The following is a 16,683-nucleotide window of genomic DNA, read 5'->3' on the forward strand; positions in this document are numbered from 1 at the left end:
TCTCCCATGCCCCTCAAAGACCTTCCTGCCGACGCGCAGCCGCGCGAGAAGTTGCTGGCGCGCGGCCCCGCTGCCCTGGCCGATGCCGAGCTGCTGGCCATCTTGCTGCGCACTGGCATCGTCGGCAAAAACGTGTTGCAGATGGCGCAAGAGCTGCTCGACCCGCCCCGCGTGGACGCCACCACGGGCCAGCTCAGCGGCGGCTTTGGCGGCATTGGCGGGCTGCTGCACACCAGCGCGGCCGACCTGGAGCGCATCAAGGGCCTGGGCCCGGCCAAGCGCGCCGAGCTGGTGGCGGTGCTCGAACTGGCCCGCCGCGCCCTGGCCCAGCAGCTGCAAGAGGGCGAGGTGTTCGACTCGCCCGACGCCGTCAAGCACTACCTGCAACTGCACCTGGCCTACAAAGGCCACGAGGTGTTTGCCGTGCTGTTTCTGGACAGCCAGCACCGCCTGCTGGCGCTGGAAGAGATGTTTCGTGGCACGCTGACGCAAACCAGCGTCTATCCGCGTGAAGTGGTGCTGCGCGCCCTGCACCACCAGGCCGCTGCCGTGGTGCTGTCGCACAACCACCCCAGCGGCAATGTGCAGCCCAGCCGCGCCGATGAGGCGCTCACGCAAACTTTGAAAACCACCCTGGCGCTGATCGACGTGCGCGTGCTCGACCACGTCATCGTGGCGCCGGGCCAGGCGCTGTCGATGGCAGAAAAGGGCCTGCTGTGATCCTGCAAGACCCTACCCTGCTGCGCTCGGCACTGGCCGCCGCACTGGAGGCGGCACGCGCCTCGGATGCGGGCCAGCAGGCACTGCCACTGCCAGCGCCACCAGAGCCACCGCCGCTCTCGCCCGCTGCGGCCCGGCGCGCCGCAGCGGCAGCGCGCATCCACCAGGCGCCGCGCACCGCCCCGGCGGGAACAGGGGCGCGTGCCAGTTCTCCCCGGCGCCGCAGCGGCCCGCGCATCACCGATTTGCACGACCTGGGCACAGTGGCCCGCCAGCTGCGCGAGGAACAGGCCCGGCTGGAGGCCCAAGCCAAAGAACGCCGCGCCGCCGCCGCCCGCCGCGAGGCCGAGCACCAGCTGTTCAGCCGCGCTGTGGGTGCCATCAGGCCGCTGCGCACCCGCGAGCGCCTGCACCTGTCCGACCCGCCGCCGCTGCCCCTGCCCGTGCAGCACTGGCTGGACGAAGAGCGCGTGCTGCGCGAATCCATCAGCGACGACTTCGACGTCAGCACCCTGCTCGACACCGACGACCAGCTCAGTTTCCGGCGCCCCGGCATTGGCGTAGAGATCACCCAGCGCCTGCGCGCCGGGCACTGGAGCATCCAGCGCCAGCTCGACCTGCACGGCCTGCGCGTCGATGAGGCGCGCGAGGCGCTGGGCCAGTTCATCCGCAACGCGCACAAAAACGGCATGCGCTGCGTGCGCGTGGTGCATGGCAAGGGACTGGGCTCGCCAGGCAAAAGCCCCGTGCTCAAAAGCCGGGTGCAGCGCTGGCTGGTGCAAAAAAGCGAGGTGCTGGCCTTTGTGCAGGCGCGCCCCATGGACGGCGGCGCAGGCGCGCTGCTGGTGCTGCTGCAACCAGTGGGCACGCGGCAGTAGCCCCCCGCACCGAAAAAATTTCAGGTATTTTTGGCCTGCAGCCCAAACGCAGCGGGCGCAAGCAGCTATCTTTTTTGACAATCAAAAACGCGCAAACGGATCGACCAGCGAGGCCAGCGAAGCACCGCCGGGCGCAGCGGCAGCGGTGCGCGGGGCGCTCTCGGGGGGCTCATGCACGGGCGTCAATGGCAGCGGCTGCATGCGGCGGCCATAGATGCGCTGCACGCGCTCGTCCAGCGTGGGGTGGCTGTCCAGGTGGCGCTGTAGCACGCTGGCGCTGGGCACATCCACCAGCAGCATGTGCTGCACGGCGGGGTGGGCCAGACCGGTGTGGCCGTGCGGCGCGCCCGCAGCACCGGCCTGGGCGCGCTGGGTCTGCACCTTGCGCAGCACGCCGCCCAGGCCGTCTTTGCTGCGCGTCCACTGCACAGCGCGGGCGTCGGCCAGAAACTCTCGCTGGCGCGATACCGCCGCCTTGAGCAGCCGCCCGGTCAGCCAGCCCGCCCAGCCCGCCAGCCGGATGGCACTGCCAAACCACCACGCCAAACCGGGCCGTTCGCGCATCTCGTCACCAAAGTGGTGTACCAGCTCCAGGCCATAGACCATGCCGGCCAGGCGCATTTTCAGGCGGGTGTCGCCCTCGTGCAGGTGGCTGAGTTCATGCGCCACCATGCCTTGCAGCTCTTCGCGGGTCAGCCAGTCGAGCGCGCCCTGGGTGACGGCCACCACGGCGTCCGATGCGTCCCAGCCCGCCGCAAAGGCGTTGATGGCCTCGGTGCGTGGCAGCACCATGACCTGGGGCTGGGGCATGTGGGCGGCAATGCACAGCTCTTGCACCACGTTGCACAGGCGCTGCTCGGCGTGGCTGGTGGCGGGCCGGGCCTCGCGGGCGCCAATGCGCTGGGCCAGGCGCACACCACCGGCCCGCAAATTCGAGGTCTCCAGCCACCAGCCGCCCAGCACCAGCAGCAGCGACACGCCCACGTTGGCCGCCAAAAAGCCGCGCGGATACGGCAACTGCACCGGCAGCGCCCAGTTCATCATCTGCCAGGCCAGCACCAGCGCGCCATGGACTGACGCCACCAGCAGCACCACCGCCACGGCAAAAGCCAGCAGCAGGCGGCGCGTCTCAGCGCGGGCGTTGTGCTGGTGGTCCCAGAACTTCATGGGGGGTGGGCGCAGTGGCAGGCGGCGCAGGCGCTGGAGCAGGCAGGTGGCAGAGGCCAGCAGCGGTGCAGGCGCGCGCCAGCGCAGCGGCTCAGAACTTCACCTGGGGGGCGGCGCGCTCGGCCTCGCTGCGCGTGGCTTCGAGCATGGCGGCGGGCGCAAAGCCCAGCAGCCGCGCCACGATGAGGGCCGGAAACTGCGTGGCCTCGTTGTTGAACTCCAGCACTTGGTCGTTGAACGCCTGGCGGGCAAAGCCGATGCGGTTTTCGGTGCTGGTGAGTTCTTCGCTGAGTGACTGCATGGTGGCGTCGGCCTTGAGTTCGGGGTAGGCCTCGGCCACCACCATCAGGCGCCCCAGGCTGCTGCCCAGCACGCCTTCGGCGGCAGCCAGCGCGCCCAGCGCCGCCGCATCGCCCACATGCTGGCGCGCGTTGCTGGCGGCGCCCTGGGCCTGGCCGCGCGCTGCAATCACGGCTTGCAGCGTGCTGGCTTCGTGCTGCAAATAGCCGCGCGCCACTTCGACCAGGTTGGGCACCAGATCGTGGCGGCGCTTGAGCTGCACATCAATCTGGCCAAAGGCGTTGGCGGTGCGGTTGCGCAGTTGCACCAGCCGGTTGTAAACGGCCATGGCCCACAGCGCCACAGCCACCAGCAGCAGCACCCCTACCCACAGTTGCATGTCCATGGCAAGCTCCTCCCAGATGTTGGATCAGCGCAATTGCAGCGCCGACGATTGCAGCGCCCGCGCCGCGCCCGTGCCCATGGCGGCACCAAAGCGCTTGACCAGCCGCTCGGCCACGTTGTCGCGGCGGGTGTAGTCGATGATGTCTTCGGCCTTGACGACCTCGCGGGCCACGTAATCGAGGCTGCCCAAGTGGTCGGCCAGGCCCATGTCCAGCGCCTGCTGGCCCGTCCAGAACAGGCCGCTGAAGGTTTCGGGCGTGGGCTTGAGCCGGTCGCCCCGGCCCGACTTGACCACGGTGATGAATTGCTGGTGGATCTGGTCGAGCATGGCCTGCGCGTAGGCGCGCTGCGTTTCGGTCTGGGGGCTGAAGGGGTCGAGGAAGCCCTTGTTCTCGCCTGCGGTGAGCAGGCGGCGCTCGACGCCCAGCTTTTCCATGGCGCCGGTAAAGCCAAAACCGTCCATCAGCACGCCGATGCTGCCCACGATGCTGGCCTTGTCCACATAAATGCGGTCGGCGGCAGCGGCGATGTAGTAGGCCGCTGAGGCACAGGTTTCTTCCACCACGGCGTAGATGGGCTTGTTGTGCTTGGCCTTGAGGCGCACGATTTCGTCGTTGATGATGCCCGCCTGCACCGGGCTGCCACCCGGCGAATTGATGAGCAGCACCAGCGCCTGCGAGCCCTCGTCTTCCAGCGCGCTGCGCATGGCGGCGACGACAAACTCGGCGCTGGCCTCGGCGCCCGCAGCGATTTCGCCCTTGATGTCCACCACGGCGGTGTGTGGACTGCTTTTGGTGGCGGTGTTCATGTCGCGTGACATCACCGCCCAGGCCAGAAAAACAAAAAAGGCCAGCCAACCCAAACGGGTGAAAGTGCGCCAGCGGCGCGCTGCGCGCTGCTCGGCCAGGGTGGCAAAGGCCAGTTTCTCCAGCACGTCGCGCTCCCAGCCGGGGGCGTTGGCGGGGGGCGAATTCGCTCCTGAATCAGTAGCTGCTTGCGCCCACAGATCGGGCGCTGCGGGCTGTTTTGGCTCAAATCCGCTGGAAGGGGGTTGCTGGGGCTCGGTCATGTCAGAACTCAATGGGCTGGAGGTGTTGTGCAGTATGCCAGCGCACCCGGCCGCACTCAGCCCTGGCGCAGGAGCCAGTCGTGCAACTCGCGCACGGTGTGGGCCACGCTCAGGGGCTGCAAGGGGGCAAAGGTGGTGTGGTCGTGGGCGCCGTAGGCCACGCCCACGCTGGGGCAACCGGCGTTGAGCGCCATTTGCAGGTCGTGCGTGGTGTCGCCCACCATCAGCACGCGCTCGGGCGGCACGCCAAACTCGGCCATCAGCTCGTGCAGCATCAGCGGATGCGGCTTGCCAGCGGTTTCATCGGCGGTGCGCGAACCATCGAACACGCCCTTGAGCTGGGCCGATTGCAGCGCTTCGTTCAGGCCCCGGCGGCTCTTGCCGGTGGCCACGGCCAGCAGGTGGCCCCGGGCGCGCAGGTCGTCCAGCAGGGGCAAGACGCCTTCGAACAGGCTCACTTCGTCCTGCAAGCGCAGGTAGTGGTAGCGGTAGCGGTTGCCCAGTTCGGGGTATTTCTCGGGCGGCACGTCGGGGGCGGCGTGGGCCAGCGCCTGCGTCAGCGCCATGCCGATCACGTAGGCAGCGGCCTCTTGGCTGGGCACGGCGCCGCCCACATCCTGCACCGCCGCCTGGATGCAGCGCACGATGATCTGCGTGGAGTCGAACAAGGTGCCATCCCAATCGAAGGCGATCAGGTCAAAGCGGCGCGAAGGGGTCAGGTGCAAAGTCATAGCGAGGGGGCAAAAGCGGCCAGCTCGGGGGGCAGCTCGGCATGCAGTTCGGTGCGTGCGCCGCTGGCGGGGTGGGTAAATTGCAGGCGCCAGGCATGCAGAAACATGCGTTTGAGGCCCGCCTTTTGCAAGCGCTTGTTCAGCTCGAAATCGCCGTATTTGTCATCGCCCGCAATCGGGTAGCCGCTGCTGGCCAGGTGCACGCGAATTTGGTGTGTGCGCCCGGTCTTGATGGTCACTTCCAGCAAACTCATGGCGGGCAGGCCCTGGGCAGTCTGGGCCGGGGCCGTGGCGCGCACCTTAACCAGCGTGATCGAGCGCATGCCGTCGGGGTCGTCTGCCGTGGTGACGCGCACGCGGCGCTCGCCATCGGGCTGCAGGTATTTGTGCAACGGGGTGTCAATCACCTTTTTGTTGGCGGGCCAGCTGCCGCTGACCAGCGCCAGGTAGGTTTTGCCGGTTTCACGCTCGCGGAACTGGTCTTGCAGGTGCGTGAGCGCACTGCGCTTTTTGGCCACCAGCAAGATGCCCGAGGTTTCGCGATCGAGCCGGTGTACCAGTTCCAGAAATTTCGCCTGCGGGCGGGCCTGGCGCAGTTGCTCGATCACGCCAAAACTGACGCCGCTGCCGCCATGCACGGCCACGCCAGCGGGTTTGTCGATGGCCATCAGGTGCTCGTCTTCCAGCAAAGCCGGAAACTCGCGGGCGGGCGCGGGGTGCGCGGCTTTCTCGGCCATTTTTTCCGACACGCGCACGGGCGGCAGGCGCACCTGATCGCCACTGTGCACGCGGGTGTCGGCACTGACGCGGCCTTTGTTGATGCGCACTTCACCGCTGCGGATGATGCGATAGACGTGCGTTTTGGGCACGCCCTTGAGCTGGCGCATGAGGAAATTGTCGAGGCGCTGACCCTCGGATTCGGCATCGACTTCAATGAACCGTGCCGCCGGGGCAGCGGGGGCCACAGCGGCCTGGAGGGCGGGGGGTTGCGGTGTTTTGCCGCCTATAATCTGTTTCACCTGCGCAGTGTTTTGTAAGTGGTTGATTTGTCTGGAGTTTAGTCCACACAGCCATTTCCCCCGCGCAGGCAGGTCGATGCCAGCGGGTGTCGCGCACGCAGATAGCAGGCCAGTTGCCTGCCTTGGCCTGCACGGCGCACGGCAGGCTGACGCAATTGAAATACTGAATACGGAATACCCCAGCTGGCAGTCCACCCACCCCGGGCCGCGACTGCCAGCGGATCAAAGCGAACATGTTGGTGCTGGTGATGATGGTTCAAACCCTGTGGCGGCGGCGCTGGCTGCCGCTATGGGCATTGAAAAGCACGCCAACGCACATCCTGCCTGCGCAACCAGCTATTTATTCGATAGCAAATCTGCACTTCTCCAGGCTCGCTCCCATCCACGCGCCCTTGCCACCCCCGCAGAGCTAAAGCTCGGCGGCACTTGGCATACCCGGCAATTCCCTTCGTTTCAAGGCGTCAGTCCAGGCATTGTTGGCTCCTACCGAGCCTGTTGTTTGTTTGGAATCACGGGCCGCAGCCCGGCAGCCACAGTGCTGCGGCGCTGCCGACCCCGCACACGTAAAGGAAACGCATCATGAAGCGGATGCTGATCAACGCCACCCAGCCCGAAGAACGCCGTCTGGCCATTGTGGATGGACAAAAACTCCTCGACTACGAAATCGAAATCGAAGGGCGCGAGCAACGCAAGGGCAACATCTACAAAGCCGTTGTCACGCGCGTCGAACCCTCGCTGGAAGCCTGTTTTGTTGATTACGGCGAAGACCGCCACGGTTTCCTGCCCTTCAAGGAAATCTCCAAGCAGTACTTTGCCCCGGGCGTCTCGCCCAGCCAGGCGCGCATCAACGATGTGATCCGCGAGGGCCAGGAGCTGCTGATCCAGGTAGAAAAAGAAGAGCGCGGCAACAAGGGCGCTGCCCTGACCACCTTCATCAGCCTGGCGGGCCGCTACGTGGTGCTGATGCCCAACAACCCGCGCGGCGGTGGCGTCTCGCGCCGCATCGAGGGTGAAGACCGCGCCGAGCTGAAAGAAGCCATGGACCAGTTGGAATACCCCAACGGCATGAGCATCATCGCCCGCACCGCCGGCATTGGCCGCACCGCCCCCGAGCTGCAGTGGGACTTGAACTACCTGCTCAAACTGTGGAACGCCATCGACGGCGCCGCCAAGGGTGGCAAGGGCGCCTTCCTGATCTACCAGGAATCCTCGCTCGTTATCCGCGCGATCCGCGACTACTTCAACAACGACATCGGTGACATCCTCATCGACACCGACGATATTTACGAGCAAGCGCAGCAGTTCATGGCACACGTCATGCCCGAGCACGCTGCGCGTGTGAAGCGCTACCGCGACGACGCCGCCCTGTTCAGCCGCTTCCAGATCGAGCACCAGATCGAATCGGCCTACGCCCGCACTGTGCAACTGCCGTCCGGCGGCGCCATCGTGATCGACCACACCGAAGCGCTGGTATCGGTGGACGTGAACTCGGCCCGCGCCATCAAGGGCGGTGACATCGAGGAAACCGCCACGCGCACCAACCTGGAAGCCGCCGACGAAGTGGCCCGCCAGATGCGCCTGCGCGACCTGGGCGGCCTGATCGTGATCGACTTCATCGACATGGAGGAGAGCAAGAACCGCCGCGAAGTGGAAAACCGCCTGCGCGACGCGCTGCGCCAAGACCGCGCCCGCGTGCAGTTCGGCACCATCAGCAAGTTCGGCCTCATGGAAATGAGCCGCCAGCGCCTCAAGCCTGCGCTCTCCGAAGGCTCGTCCATCCCCTGCCCGCGCTGCGGTGGTTCGGGCCACATCCGCGACACGGAAAGCTCGGCACTGCAAATTTTGCGGATCATTCAAGAAGAGTCGATGAAGGACAACACGGCTGCCGTGCACTGCCAGGTGCCGGTGGAAGTGGCCTCGTTCCTGCTCAACGAAAAACGCACCGAGATCGCCAAGATCGAGTTGAAGCAGCGCGTGAGCGTGCTGATGGTGCCCAACAAGACGCTGGAAACGCCCAACTACCGTCTGGAGCGCCTCAAGCACGACGACCCACGCCTGGACCACCTCGACGCCAGCTACAAACTGGCCGAAGAAGTGGAAGACCCCACCGCCGTGACACGCCGCTCGCAAGAGCCCACCAACAAGCAAACCCCGGTCATCAAGGGCGTGCTGCCCGATGCACCGGCACCCCAGGCCGCACCGCGCGCTGAGGGCGAAACCCGCCCACCCCGCCCTGCCAACGGCCAGCGCACCGCAGCACCAGCGGCTGCACCCACAGCGCCACAGCGCCCTGCCCACCGGCCCGCGCCCCAGGAAAAGGGCTTTTTTGCCTGGCTCAAAAACCTGTTCGGCTTTGGCAGCCCTCCCGCGCCCATCGTTGCACCGCCCCCCGCACCCGCAGAGCCGTCGGCCCGTGAGCCGCGCCGGGATGGCCGTGGTGCCAGCGAAGGCCGGGGCCGCCGCAACGAGCGCACCGACCGCAATGGCAACACCAGCCGCGATGCAGGCAGAGATGCCCCGCGCGATGCCAGCAACGCCAATGAAGGCCGGGGCGGTCGCCGCAACGAACGCACCGAGCGCCCTGCGGAAAGCACACGCCCCGCCGAAGCCCGCCCAGCGCGCGACGCCGAGCGCCGCAATGACCGCCCGGAAGGCGAACGCCGCGAAGGTCGTGAAAACCGCGAAGGAAGCCGCAGCCGCCGCGACGCCGAGGCCCGCCCGCTGGACGATGCCACCGCACTGGACAGCACGGCCATGCCCACGCCAAGCGCCGGAGCAGACAGCGCAGCCCAAGAGCAGCGCCCCGAACGTGCGCCGCGCCGTGAGCGCAGTGAAGGCGCAAGCGGCACCCCCCGCCGCGAGCGCAGCCCACGCAGCGAAGGCCGTGAGCGCGCACCACGCGCACCGGAGTCCGCCACCCACCAGGCTGCAGTGGCCGACTTTGTCGACACAGCACCCCAGTCGGCCTTGCCTGACCTGGACTTGAGCGGTGATGGCACAGCCCCGCCAGCGGCAACGCCCGCCACCGAAGAGCGCCGCGAACGCCGCTCACGCGACCGCTATGGCCGCGACCGCCAGCGCGGTGAACGTGGTGAGCGCCAGGAGGCAGCAGCCGCCCCGGACAGTGGCGCCCTGCCTGCCGACAGCACGGTGGAGCAGGCCGCCACTGAACCAGCGCGCCGCAGCTACTTTGCGCCAGCGGCTGCACAGTCGGACATGCCCGTGCCCGCAGCAGCCGCACCGTCTGAGGCGCAGGCAGCGCCCGTGACCGTACCGGCACCTGCGCCAGCTGAAGCGCCCCAGCCCGTGCAGGCTGGCGCTGATCAGGCCAACGCTGCCACGGTGTCTGCCGACGCACCCGCCCCAGCGCCCGCCGCAACCGCCGCGCCAGCAGCAGCTGCGCCCGCAGCGGCTCCGGCCCCTGTAGCACCCGCGCCGGTAGCTGCGCCTGCACAGACCGCAGCCAACACCGGCACCATGCCGCGCGTGCAGCCCTATGTATTGCCCATAGTGCAGATGCAGGAGATTGCACAAAGCTGCGGCTTGCAGTGGGTCAACTCGGATGCGGACAAGGTGGCCGCAGTACAGGCAGCCATTGCCGCAGAACCCCGCCCCGTGCATGTGCCGCGTCCACGGCCAGCGCCCGTCGTGATCGACGAAGGCCCGCTGGTGCTGGTGGAAACCCGCCGCGACCTGCGTGACCTGCAACTGCCGTTTGAGCAGCCGCCCCAGGCCTGAGGCCCGGCGCATCCCAGGGGCTGCGCGCTGCGCGCGCCCCTGCAACCATTCCCCACGCGCCGACCTGCTCACCACGGGTCGGCGCTTCTTTTTGTGCCCTTTCGCCTGCACCCATGCCATGCTGATCCTGCTGTCTCCCGCCAAATCCCTGGACTACGACACGCCCGTGCCCGCAGGGCTGGCCCACACCCTGCCACGCTTTATTCCGCAATCCAGCCAGCTGATAGCACTGCTGCGCCAGCAATCACCGCAAGAGGTCGCCTCGCTGATGAAAATCAGTGATGCGCTGGCGGCACTGAACGTGGCGCGCTACGCCAGCTGGACGCCGCAGTTCAGCGCCGACAACGCCCGCCAGGCCGTACTGGCTTTCAATGGCGATGTGTACGAGGGCCTGGATGCGCGCACCCTCAGCCATGCCGAGCTGGACTGGGCGCAGGCGCACCTGGCCATCCTCAGCGGCTTGTACGGCGTGCTGCGCCCGCTGGACTGGATGCAGCCCTACCGGCTGGAGATGGGCACGCGCCTGCGCACCAGTGCGGGCAACACGCTCTACCAGTTCTGGGGCGCGCACATCGCGCAGTGCCTGAACCAACAACTGGCAGCCACCAGCAGCAACGCGCCAGGTATGCCAGCAAAGGCCCCTACCACCGCGCCGGTCGTGCTCAACCTGGCATCACAGGAGTACTTCAAAGCCGTCGATTGCAAAGCGCTGCAGGCGCGCGTGGTGGAGTGCGTGTTTGAAGAATGGAAAGGCAGCCGCTACCAGATCGTCAGCTTCCATGCCAAGCGCGCGCGCGGCCTGATGGCGCGCTACGCCATCCGCCAGCGCTGCACCCGGCCAGAGCAGTTGCAGCACTTTGATGCCGAAGGCTACGCCTTTGACAGCGCTGCCTCCACGCCCGACAGGCTGGTATTTCGGCGCCGCCGCGATTGAATCAGGCACAAAATACGGCCATGACCCACAGCCACCACATCCCCACCACCCGTGGCGCTGGCGCAGTTGCTGCGGCGCCGGCCATCACCCCTGAACTGCGCGCCTGGATCATTGCCCAGGCACAAGCCAACGTGGCTGCACCCGCCTTGCTGCAGTCCATGCAGGCAGCGGGCTGGGACGAAGACGTGGCCCTGACCGCCCTGCAAACCACCCTGCGCGAGCACCTGGACGAAGTGGCTGCGCAGCGCGGCATGCCGCCCGCTGTGCCCGTACCCATGCCCGCCCTGCACGATTCACCCACACGCCTGGCGGTCGCTGACCGCTCCATCGACGTGCTGCTGTCCATGGCCAACCCACGGCTGGCGGTGTTTGGCAACCTGCTCTCGGGCGATGAATGCGAGGCGCTGATTGCTGCTGCGCGCCCGCGCATGGCGCGCTCGCTCACCGTAGCCTCCAACAGCGCCACAGAAGAAGTCAATGACGACCGCACCAGCGACGGCATGTTCTTTGAGCGCGGCGAAATCCCCTTGGTGCAAGCCCTGGAAGAACGGATTGCGCAACTGCTGCACTGGCCTATTGAGAACGGCGAAGGTCTGCAAGTGCTGCGCTACCTGCCCGGCGCCCAGTACAAGCCGCACTACGACTATTTCGACCCCACAGAGCCCAGCACGACCCGCATCTTGCGCCGGGGTGGCCAGCGCGTAGCCACCTTGGTGATGTACCTCAACACACCAGCCCAGGGCGGGGGCACCACCTTCCCCGACGTTCACTTGGAAGTGGCCCCCCAGCGTGGCAACGCCGTGTTCTTCAGCTACGAACGCCCCCACCCCAGCACACGCACCCTGCATGGTGGTGCGCCCGTGCTGGCAGGCGAAAAGTGGGTGGCCACCAAGTGGCTGCGCGAACGAGAATTCACTTGAAGCGCTTTTCCCTCCTGCAAACCCCACCATGACAACCCGCAAAAAAATATCCCTGCGCACCAGACTGCTGCTGGTCGTGCTCATCGTTCTGGCAGGCTACGCCATCACGCTGACAGTGCTGACCCGCCAGGCTGGCAATCTGCAACACAAGACAGCGCTGCAATACACCACCCAACTGGCCGCCAACGAAGGCGCCAAGGCCACCGCCAACATAGAGCAGGCACTGGACTCCGCGCGCACCCTGGCACACGCCCTGGGCAGCCTGAAAACCGCCGGTCTGACCGACCGGGCCAGCGCCGACGCCTTGCTCAAAGGCGTGCTGGCGGGCAACCCGTCTTTTCTGGGCGTCTGGACGGGCTGGGAACCCAACGCCTTCGACGGCAAAGACAGTGAATACGCCAACCAGCCCGGGCATGACGCCAGTGGCCGCTACGTTCCTTACTGGAACCGTGGCAGCGGCACCATCAGCGTCGAACCCCTGGCCGATTACGACAAGCCCGGCGCGGGCGACTTCTACCAGCTGGCCAAGGCCAGTGGCCAGGAGACCGTGCTGGAACCCTACAGCTACACGGTGGCAGGCAAATCCGTACTGATGACCACCCTGGTCGCTCCCATCTTGATCGATGGCCGTTTTATGGGTGTGGCAGGCATTGATATGGCCCTGGCCAATTTGCAGCAAACCGTGGAAAAGATCCGCGTCTACGACACCGGCTACGCCAGTCTGCTGTCGAACAAAGGCATCTACGTGGGCGACCGCGATGCAGAAAACGTGGGCAAAGATCTGGGCGATGGCCTGGAGCAGGCCAAACAGGCCATCGCGCAGGGCAGCATCTTGCAGACCAATTTCTTCAGCCAGCGCCTGGAGACCGACGTCACCCGGGTGTTCGTCCCCATCCAGATCGGCATGACCAAGACGCCCTGGTCTTTTGCCGTCACCGTGCCCAACGACACCATCCTCAGCGAAGTGCAGCAACAGCGTCTGACCGCCATCGGGCTGGGGGTTTTGAGCATTCTGCTGGTCTCTCTGGGACTGGCTTTTGCGCTTGATCGCCTGGTGCTGCGGCCCATTGGGGGCGAGCCTGACGATGCTGCGGGCATCACTGCGCGGGTGGCACATGGCGACCTGAGCCAGCCCATTGCCGTGCGCCCCCAAGACACCACCAGCCTGATGGCGCAGTTGCAACACATGCAAAACAGCCTGGCCAGCGTGGTGGCCAATGTGCGCCAGGGCGCCGAGAGCGTGGCCACCGCCAGCGCCCAAATCTCCCAGGGCAACCACGATCTGTCCGGGCGCACCGAGAGCCAGGCCAGCGCGCTGGAACAAACAGCAGCCTCCATGGAGCAACTGGGCAGCACCGTCACCCAGAACGCCGACAACGCACGCCACGCCAATGAGCTGGCGCGCAGTGCCTCCAGCGTGGCCGTCCAGGGCGGCGAAGCCGTGGCGCGGGTGATCGCCACCATGAAGGACATCAACGACAGCTCGCGCAAGATTGCCGACATCATCGGCGTGATCGACGGCATTGCCTTCCAGACCAACATCCTGGCGCTCAACGCTGCCGTAGAAGCCGCCCGCGCCGGGGAACAAGGCCGCGGCTTTGCCGTGGTAGCCGCCGAAGTGCGCAGCCTGGCCGGGCGCAGCGCCGAGGCCGCCAAAGAAATCAAGGCCCTGATTGGTGCCAGCGTGGGCCGTGTCGAGGTGGGTGCAACCCAGGTCGATCAGGCCGGCCAGACCATGACCGAGGTGGTGCAGGCCATCCAGCGGGTCACGGACATCATGGGCGATATCAGCGCGGCCAGTGCTGAGCAAAGCGCGGGCGTCGGGCAAATCGGTGAAGCCATCACGCAGATGGACCAGGTCACGCAGCAAAACGCGGCCCTGGTCGAAGAAATGGCCGCCGCCGCCACCAGCCTGCAAAACCAGGCCCAAGACCTGGTGCAAACCGTGGCCGTATTCCAGCTCGGTGCAGGCACCGGCGCGGCGCGGGCCACCCCCACCGCAGCGCCACGGCCAGCACCCGCGCCCACCCCGGCGCGTGTGGCCATGCCCGCACCGCGCCCGGCACCAGCGCGCCCCATGCCGGTACGCAGCAGCACGGCGCGCACCGCAGCACCCACCCTGGCCAATACCCCCGCCAAAGCCCCCCAAAGCCCCGGCAAGGACGACGACTGGGAGAGCTTTTAAGCCACTCGAAAGATAATGATAAAAATGGCTGCCAGCGCTTTTGCAATAAGCGCTGGCAGCTATCATATCAATAGCAAATTAACCTTCCTCTGCCATGACACCCCACACGCCCGAACAATCCCAGCTGGGCAAGGCATCGGCCTATGCCGACCAGTACGATGCCAGCCTGCTCTTTCCGCTGGCGCGCGCGGGCAAGCGTGCCGAAATAGGCATCACCGCAGCGCCCGCATTTTTTGGTGCTGACCTGTGGACGGCTTTCGAGCTGTCGTGGCTGAACCTGCGTGGCAAGCCGCAGGTGGCGCTGGCGCACATCACCGTGCCCTGCGAAACCCCCAACATCATCGAGAGCAAATCCTTCAAGCTCTACCTCAACAGCTTCAACAACACGCGCTTTGCCGATGCTGCCGAAGTACAGGCGCGCATCCGTGCCGATGTGAGCGAAGCCGCCTGGCGCGGCGCAGCGCACCCGGCCACGGTGGGCGTGAAACTGCTGCTGCCCGACATGTTTGACCGCGAGCCGGTGCACGAACTCGATGGCCTGAACCTCGACCGGCTGGATGTGGAATGCACGCAGTACCAGCCCGCCCCCGAGCTGCTCACGGCGCAATTCAATGAAGCCCCGGTCAATGAGGTGCTGGTCAGCCACCTGCTCAAAAGCAATTGCCTGGTCACGGGCCAGCCCGACTGGGGCAGCGTGCAAATTGCCTACAGCGGCCCGCAGATCGACCAGGAAGGGCTGCTGCAATACATCGTGAGTTTTCGCAACCACAACGAATTCCATGAGCAGTGCGTGGAGCGCATCTTCATGGACATCTGGACGCGCTGCAAACCCATCAAGCTGACGGTGTACGCGCGCTACACCCGCCGCGGCGGCCTGGACATCAACCCGCTGCGCACCAGCCACCCGCAGGCGCTGCCGCGCAACATCCGGACGGCCCGCCAGTAACGCGCGGGCACAGCCGCACCTGGCCGGACTCAAGGCAGCCGGAAAACGGCCAGAGTGCGCCCCAAAACGGCAGCGTTGTGGCTCATGGCGTTGGCCGATTGTGCCGAGGCATCGACCAAAGCAGCGTTCTGCTGCGTCACGCGGTCCAGGTCGATGACGGCCTCGTTGACCTGGGCAATGCCTTGCGACTGCTCGCGCGTGGCCATGCCGATCTGCCCCATCAGCGCATTGACGTGGGCCACCGACTGCACCACCTCTTCAATCGTCTGGCGGGCCGATTGCATCTGCACCGCACCGCGCTCGGTGTGGGCGCTTGACTCACCAATCAGGGTACGAATCTCGCCAGCTGCCTTGGCGCTGCGCTGGGCCAGCGCACGCACCTCGGCGGCCACCACGGCAAAACCACGGCCTTGTTCCCCGGCGCGGGCGGCTTCTACGGCGGCGTTGAGCGCCAGGATGTTGGTCTGGAAGGCAATGCCCTCAATGGTGGCAATGATCTGGCCCATCTTGCGTGAGGATTGCTCGATCGCCTGTACCACCTCACTGACCTGGGCCACCGCAGCGCCGCCACGGCGGGCCAGCTCGGCACTGTGCGCGCTTTCTTTGAGCACCTGGTCGGTGGTGTCCACCGATTGGCACACCGTGCTGGAGAGTTCTTCCATGGACGCTGCGGTCTGTTGCAAGCTGCTCGCCTGCGACTCGGTGCGCGCCGACAGGTCGTGGGAGCCCTGGGCAATCTCTGCGGAAATGCGGCCAAAGGCGCCGATTTCGCTGCGGGCATCGCCCACCACGGCGCGCAGGTTGACCTGGATTTGCTGCAAACGCTCCATCAGCAAGGCCATGGGATGGCGCTCGCGGATACGGCGCTCGTCACCTGAAATGCTGCACCCGGCGATGGCGATGGCCACCTGGTTGGCATCGGCCAGCGCCCGGGTGATGCGGCGGTGAAAGCGCCACAAAATGAAGGCCGAGATGCCCATGACCAGTGCCGCCTGCAACATCAGCGCCAGGGGGCTATGGATCCAGCCCATGGCCTGCGGTACCAGCGCTGCCGCCCACAGCGGCAGCATCAGGGCCACCAAGCGCTCGGTGAAGGTGGCGCGTTGCAGGCGCCCCAGGCGGTCGCGCCAGCCCGTGGGGCGGACATGGCCTGCGTGCAGGTAGAAAGTGCGCTTACCCGACTCACGCTCCTGGCGCACACGCTGGTAGAGGACTTCGGCCTCGCGCACCTCCTCGCGCGTGGGCTTGACCCGCACCGACATATAGCCCTTGGGCTTGCCGTTTTCCATCAGTGGCGTGACGTGGGCGCGCACCCAGTAAAAGCTGCCATCCTTGCGCCGGTTCTTGACGACACCCACCCAACTGCGGCCATTGCCGATGGTGTTCCACATGTCCTTGAACGCTTCGGGGGGCATATCGGGGTGGCGCACCATGTTGTGCGGCTGGCCCATCAGCTCGCCCATCGCATAGCCGCTGACCCGGACAAAGGCGGCGTTACAGTGGGTGATGATGCCCTTGGCGTCCGTGGTGGACATCAACAATTCGTCTCCGGGAAAATCAAATTCGTGGGGCGTGACTGGCAAATTGGTACGCATGCTGCGGGCTCTATGGTGAGGTGCGCGCAAGTATAGGAATCGGGCACATCAGCACCCCTATACACCGCATGCACTGGTCTCTTTTATACAGTTTGTT

The 16,683-nt window shown here is 66.3% G+C and carries 13 protein-coding genes; 7 read left to right on the top strand and 6 right to left on the bottom strand.

Annotated features, from left to right (window positions below; genetic code table 11):
• The first annotated feature begins 6 nt into the window (after positions 1–6).
• Together radC and EV674_RS03480 are read left to right on the top strand one after the other, a co-directional pair.
• Entirely contained in the window at positions 7–720 is a 714-nt protein-coding gene (radC, locus tag EV674_RS03475; protein WP_119011997.1) for a RadC family protein, read from the top strand.
• Positions 721–983: 263 nt separating this feature from the next.
• The gene (locus EV674_RS03480; protein WP_241524865.1) at positions 984–1,598 is read left to right on the top strand and encodes a Smr/MutS family protein; all 615 of its coding nucleotides are present in this window, start codon (positions 984–986) and stop codon (positions 1,596–1,598) included.
• Between the two features lie 81 nt (positions 1,599–1,679).
• Here the strand turns inward: EV674_RS03480 and EV674_RS03485 are convergent, their stop codons facing one another.
• From EV674_RS03485 to EV674_RS03505, 5 genes are all read right to left on the bottom strand, one after another.
• Entirely contained in the window at positions 1,680–2,765 is a 1,086-nt protein-coding gene (locus tag EV674_RS03485) for a M48 family metalloprotease (protein WP_119011998.1), read from the bottom strand.
• Between the two features lie 91 nt (positions 2,766–2,856).
• The gene (locus EV674_RS03490; protein WP_374761658.1) at positions 2,857–3,450 is read right to left on the bottom strand and encodes a LemA family protein; all 594 of its coding nucleotides are present in this window, start codon (positions 3,448–3,450) and stop codon (positions 2,857–2,859) included.
• Between the two features lie 24 nt (positions 3,451–3,474).
• Positions 3,475–4,518, bottom strand: coding sequence for a S49 family peptidase (locus EV674_RS03495; protein WP_119011999.1), 1,044 nt, complete (start codon positions 4,516–4,518; stop codon positions 3,475–3,477).
• A gap of 56 nt (positions 4,519–4,574) precedes the next feature.
• Positions 4,575–5,249, bottom strand: a complete 675-nt coding sequence (locus tag EV674_RS03500; protein ID WP_119012000.1) for an HAD family hydrolase — start codon at positions 5,247–5,249, stop codon at positions 4,575–4,577.
• On the bottom strand, positions 5,246–6,268 hold the full coding sequence (locus EV674_RS03505; RefSeq protein WP_374761659.1) for an RluA family pseudouridine synthase: 1,023 nt from the start codon (positions 6,266–6,268) through the stop codon (positions 5,246–5,248). Before EV674_RS03505 ends, EV674_RS03500 begins: the two co-directional genes overlap by 4 nt.
• 579 nt (positions 6,269–6,847) lie before the next feature.
• Here EV674_RS03505 and EV674_RS03510 point away from each other — a divergent pair.
• The 5 genes from EV674_RS03510 (at position 6,848) to queF (ending at position 14,991) form a co-directional block, all read left to right on the top strand.
• A complete protein-coding gene (locus EV674_RS03510; protein ID WP_119012001.1) occupies positions 6,848–10,006 on the top strand; it encodes an Rne/Rng family ribonuclease in 3,159 nt (1,052 codons plus the stop codon).
• Between the two features lie 118 nt (positions 10,007–10,124).
• Positions 10,125–10,940: a peroxide stress protein YaaA gene (gene yaaA / locus EV674_RS03515; RefSeq protein WP_119012002.1), complete on the top strand. Its 816-nt coding sequence runs from the start codon at positions 10,125–10,127 to the stop codon at positions 10,938–10,940.
• Between the two features lie 20 nt (positions 10,941–10,960).
• Entirely contained in the window at positions 10,961–11,860 is a 900-nt protein-coding gene (locus EV674_RS03520) for a 2OG-Fe(II) oxygenase (protein ID WP_119012054.1), read from the top strand.
• 28 nt (positions 11,861–11,888) lie between these two features.
• Complete coding sequence (locus EV674_RS17890) at positions 11,889–14,045, top strand: methyl-accepting chemotaxis protein (protein WP_165887066.1); 2,157 nt, start codon at positions 11,889–11,891, stop codon at positions 14,043–14,045.
• 94 nt (positions 14,046–14,139) lie between these two features.
• Complete coding sequence (gene queF / locus EV674_RS03530) at positions 14,140–14,991, top strand: NADPH-dependent 7-cyano-7-deazaguanine reductase QueF (protein WP_119012004.1); 852 nt, start codon at positions 14,140–14,142, stop codon at positions 14,989–14,991.
• Between the two features lie 29 nt (positions 14,992–15,020).
• Here the strand turns inward: queF and EV674_RS03535 are convergent, their stop codons facing one another.
• Positions 15,021–16,586: a methyl-accepting chemotaxis protein gene (locus EV674_RS03535; protein WP_132750354.1), complete on the bottom strand. Its 1,566-nt coding sequence runs from the start codon at positions 16,584–16,586 to the stop codon at positions 15,021–15,023.
• Positions 16,587–16,683 lie beyond the last annotated feature (97 nt).

The organism is Simplicispira metamorpha (assembly GCF_004341365.1).
Taxonomy (GTDB): Bacteria; Pseudomonadota; Gammaproteobacteria; order Burkholderiales; family Burkholderiaceae_C; genus Simplicispira; species Simplicispira metamorpha.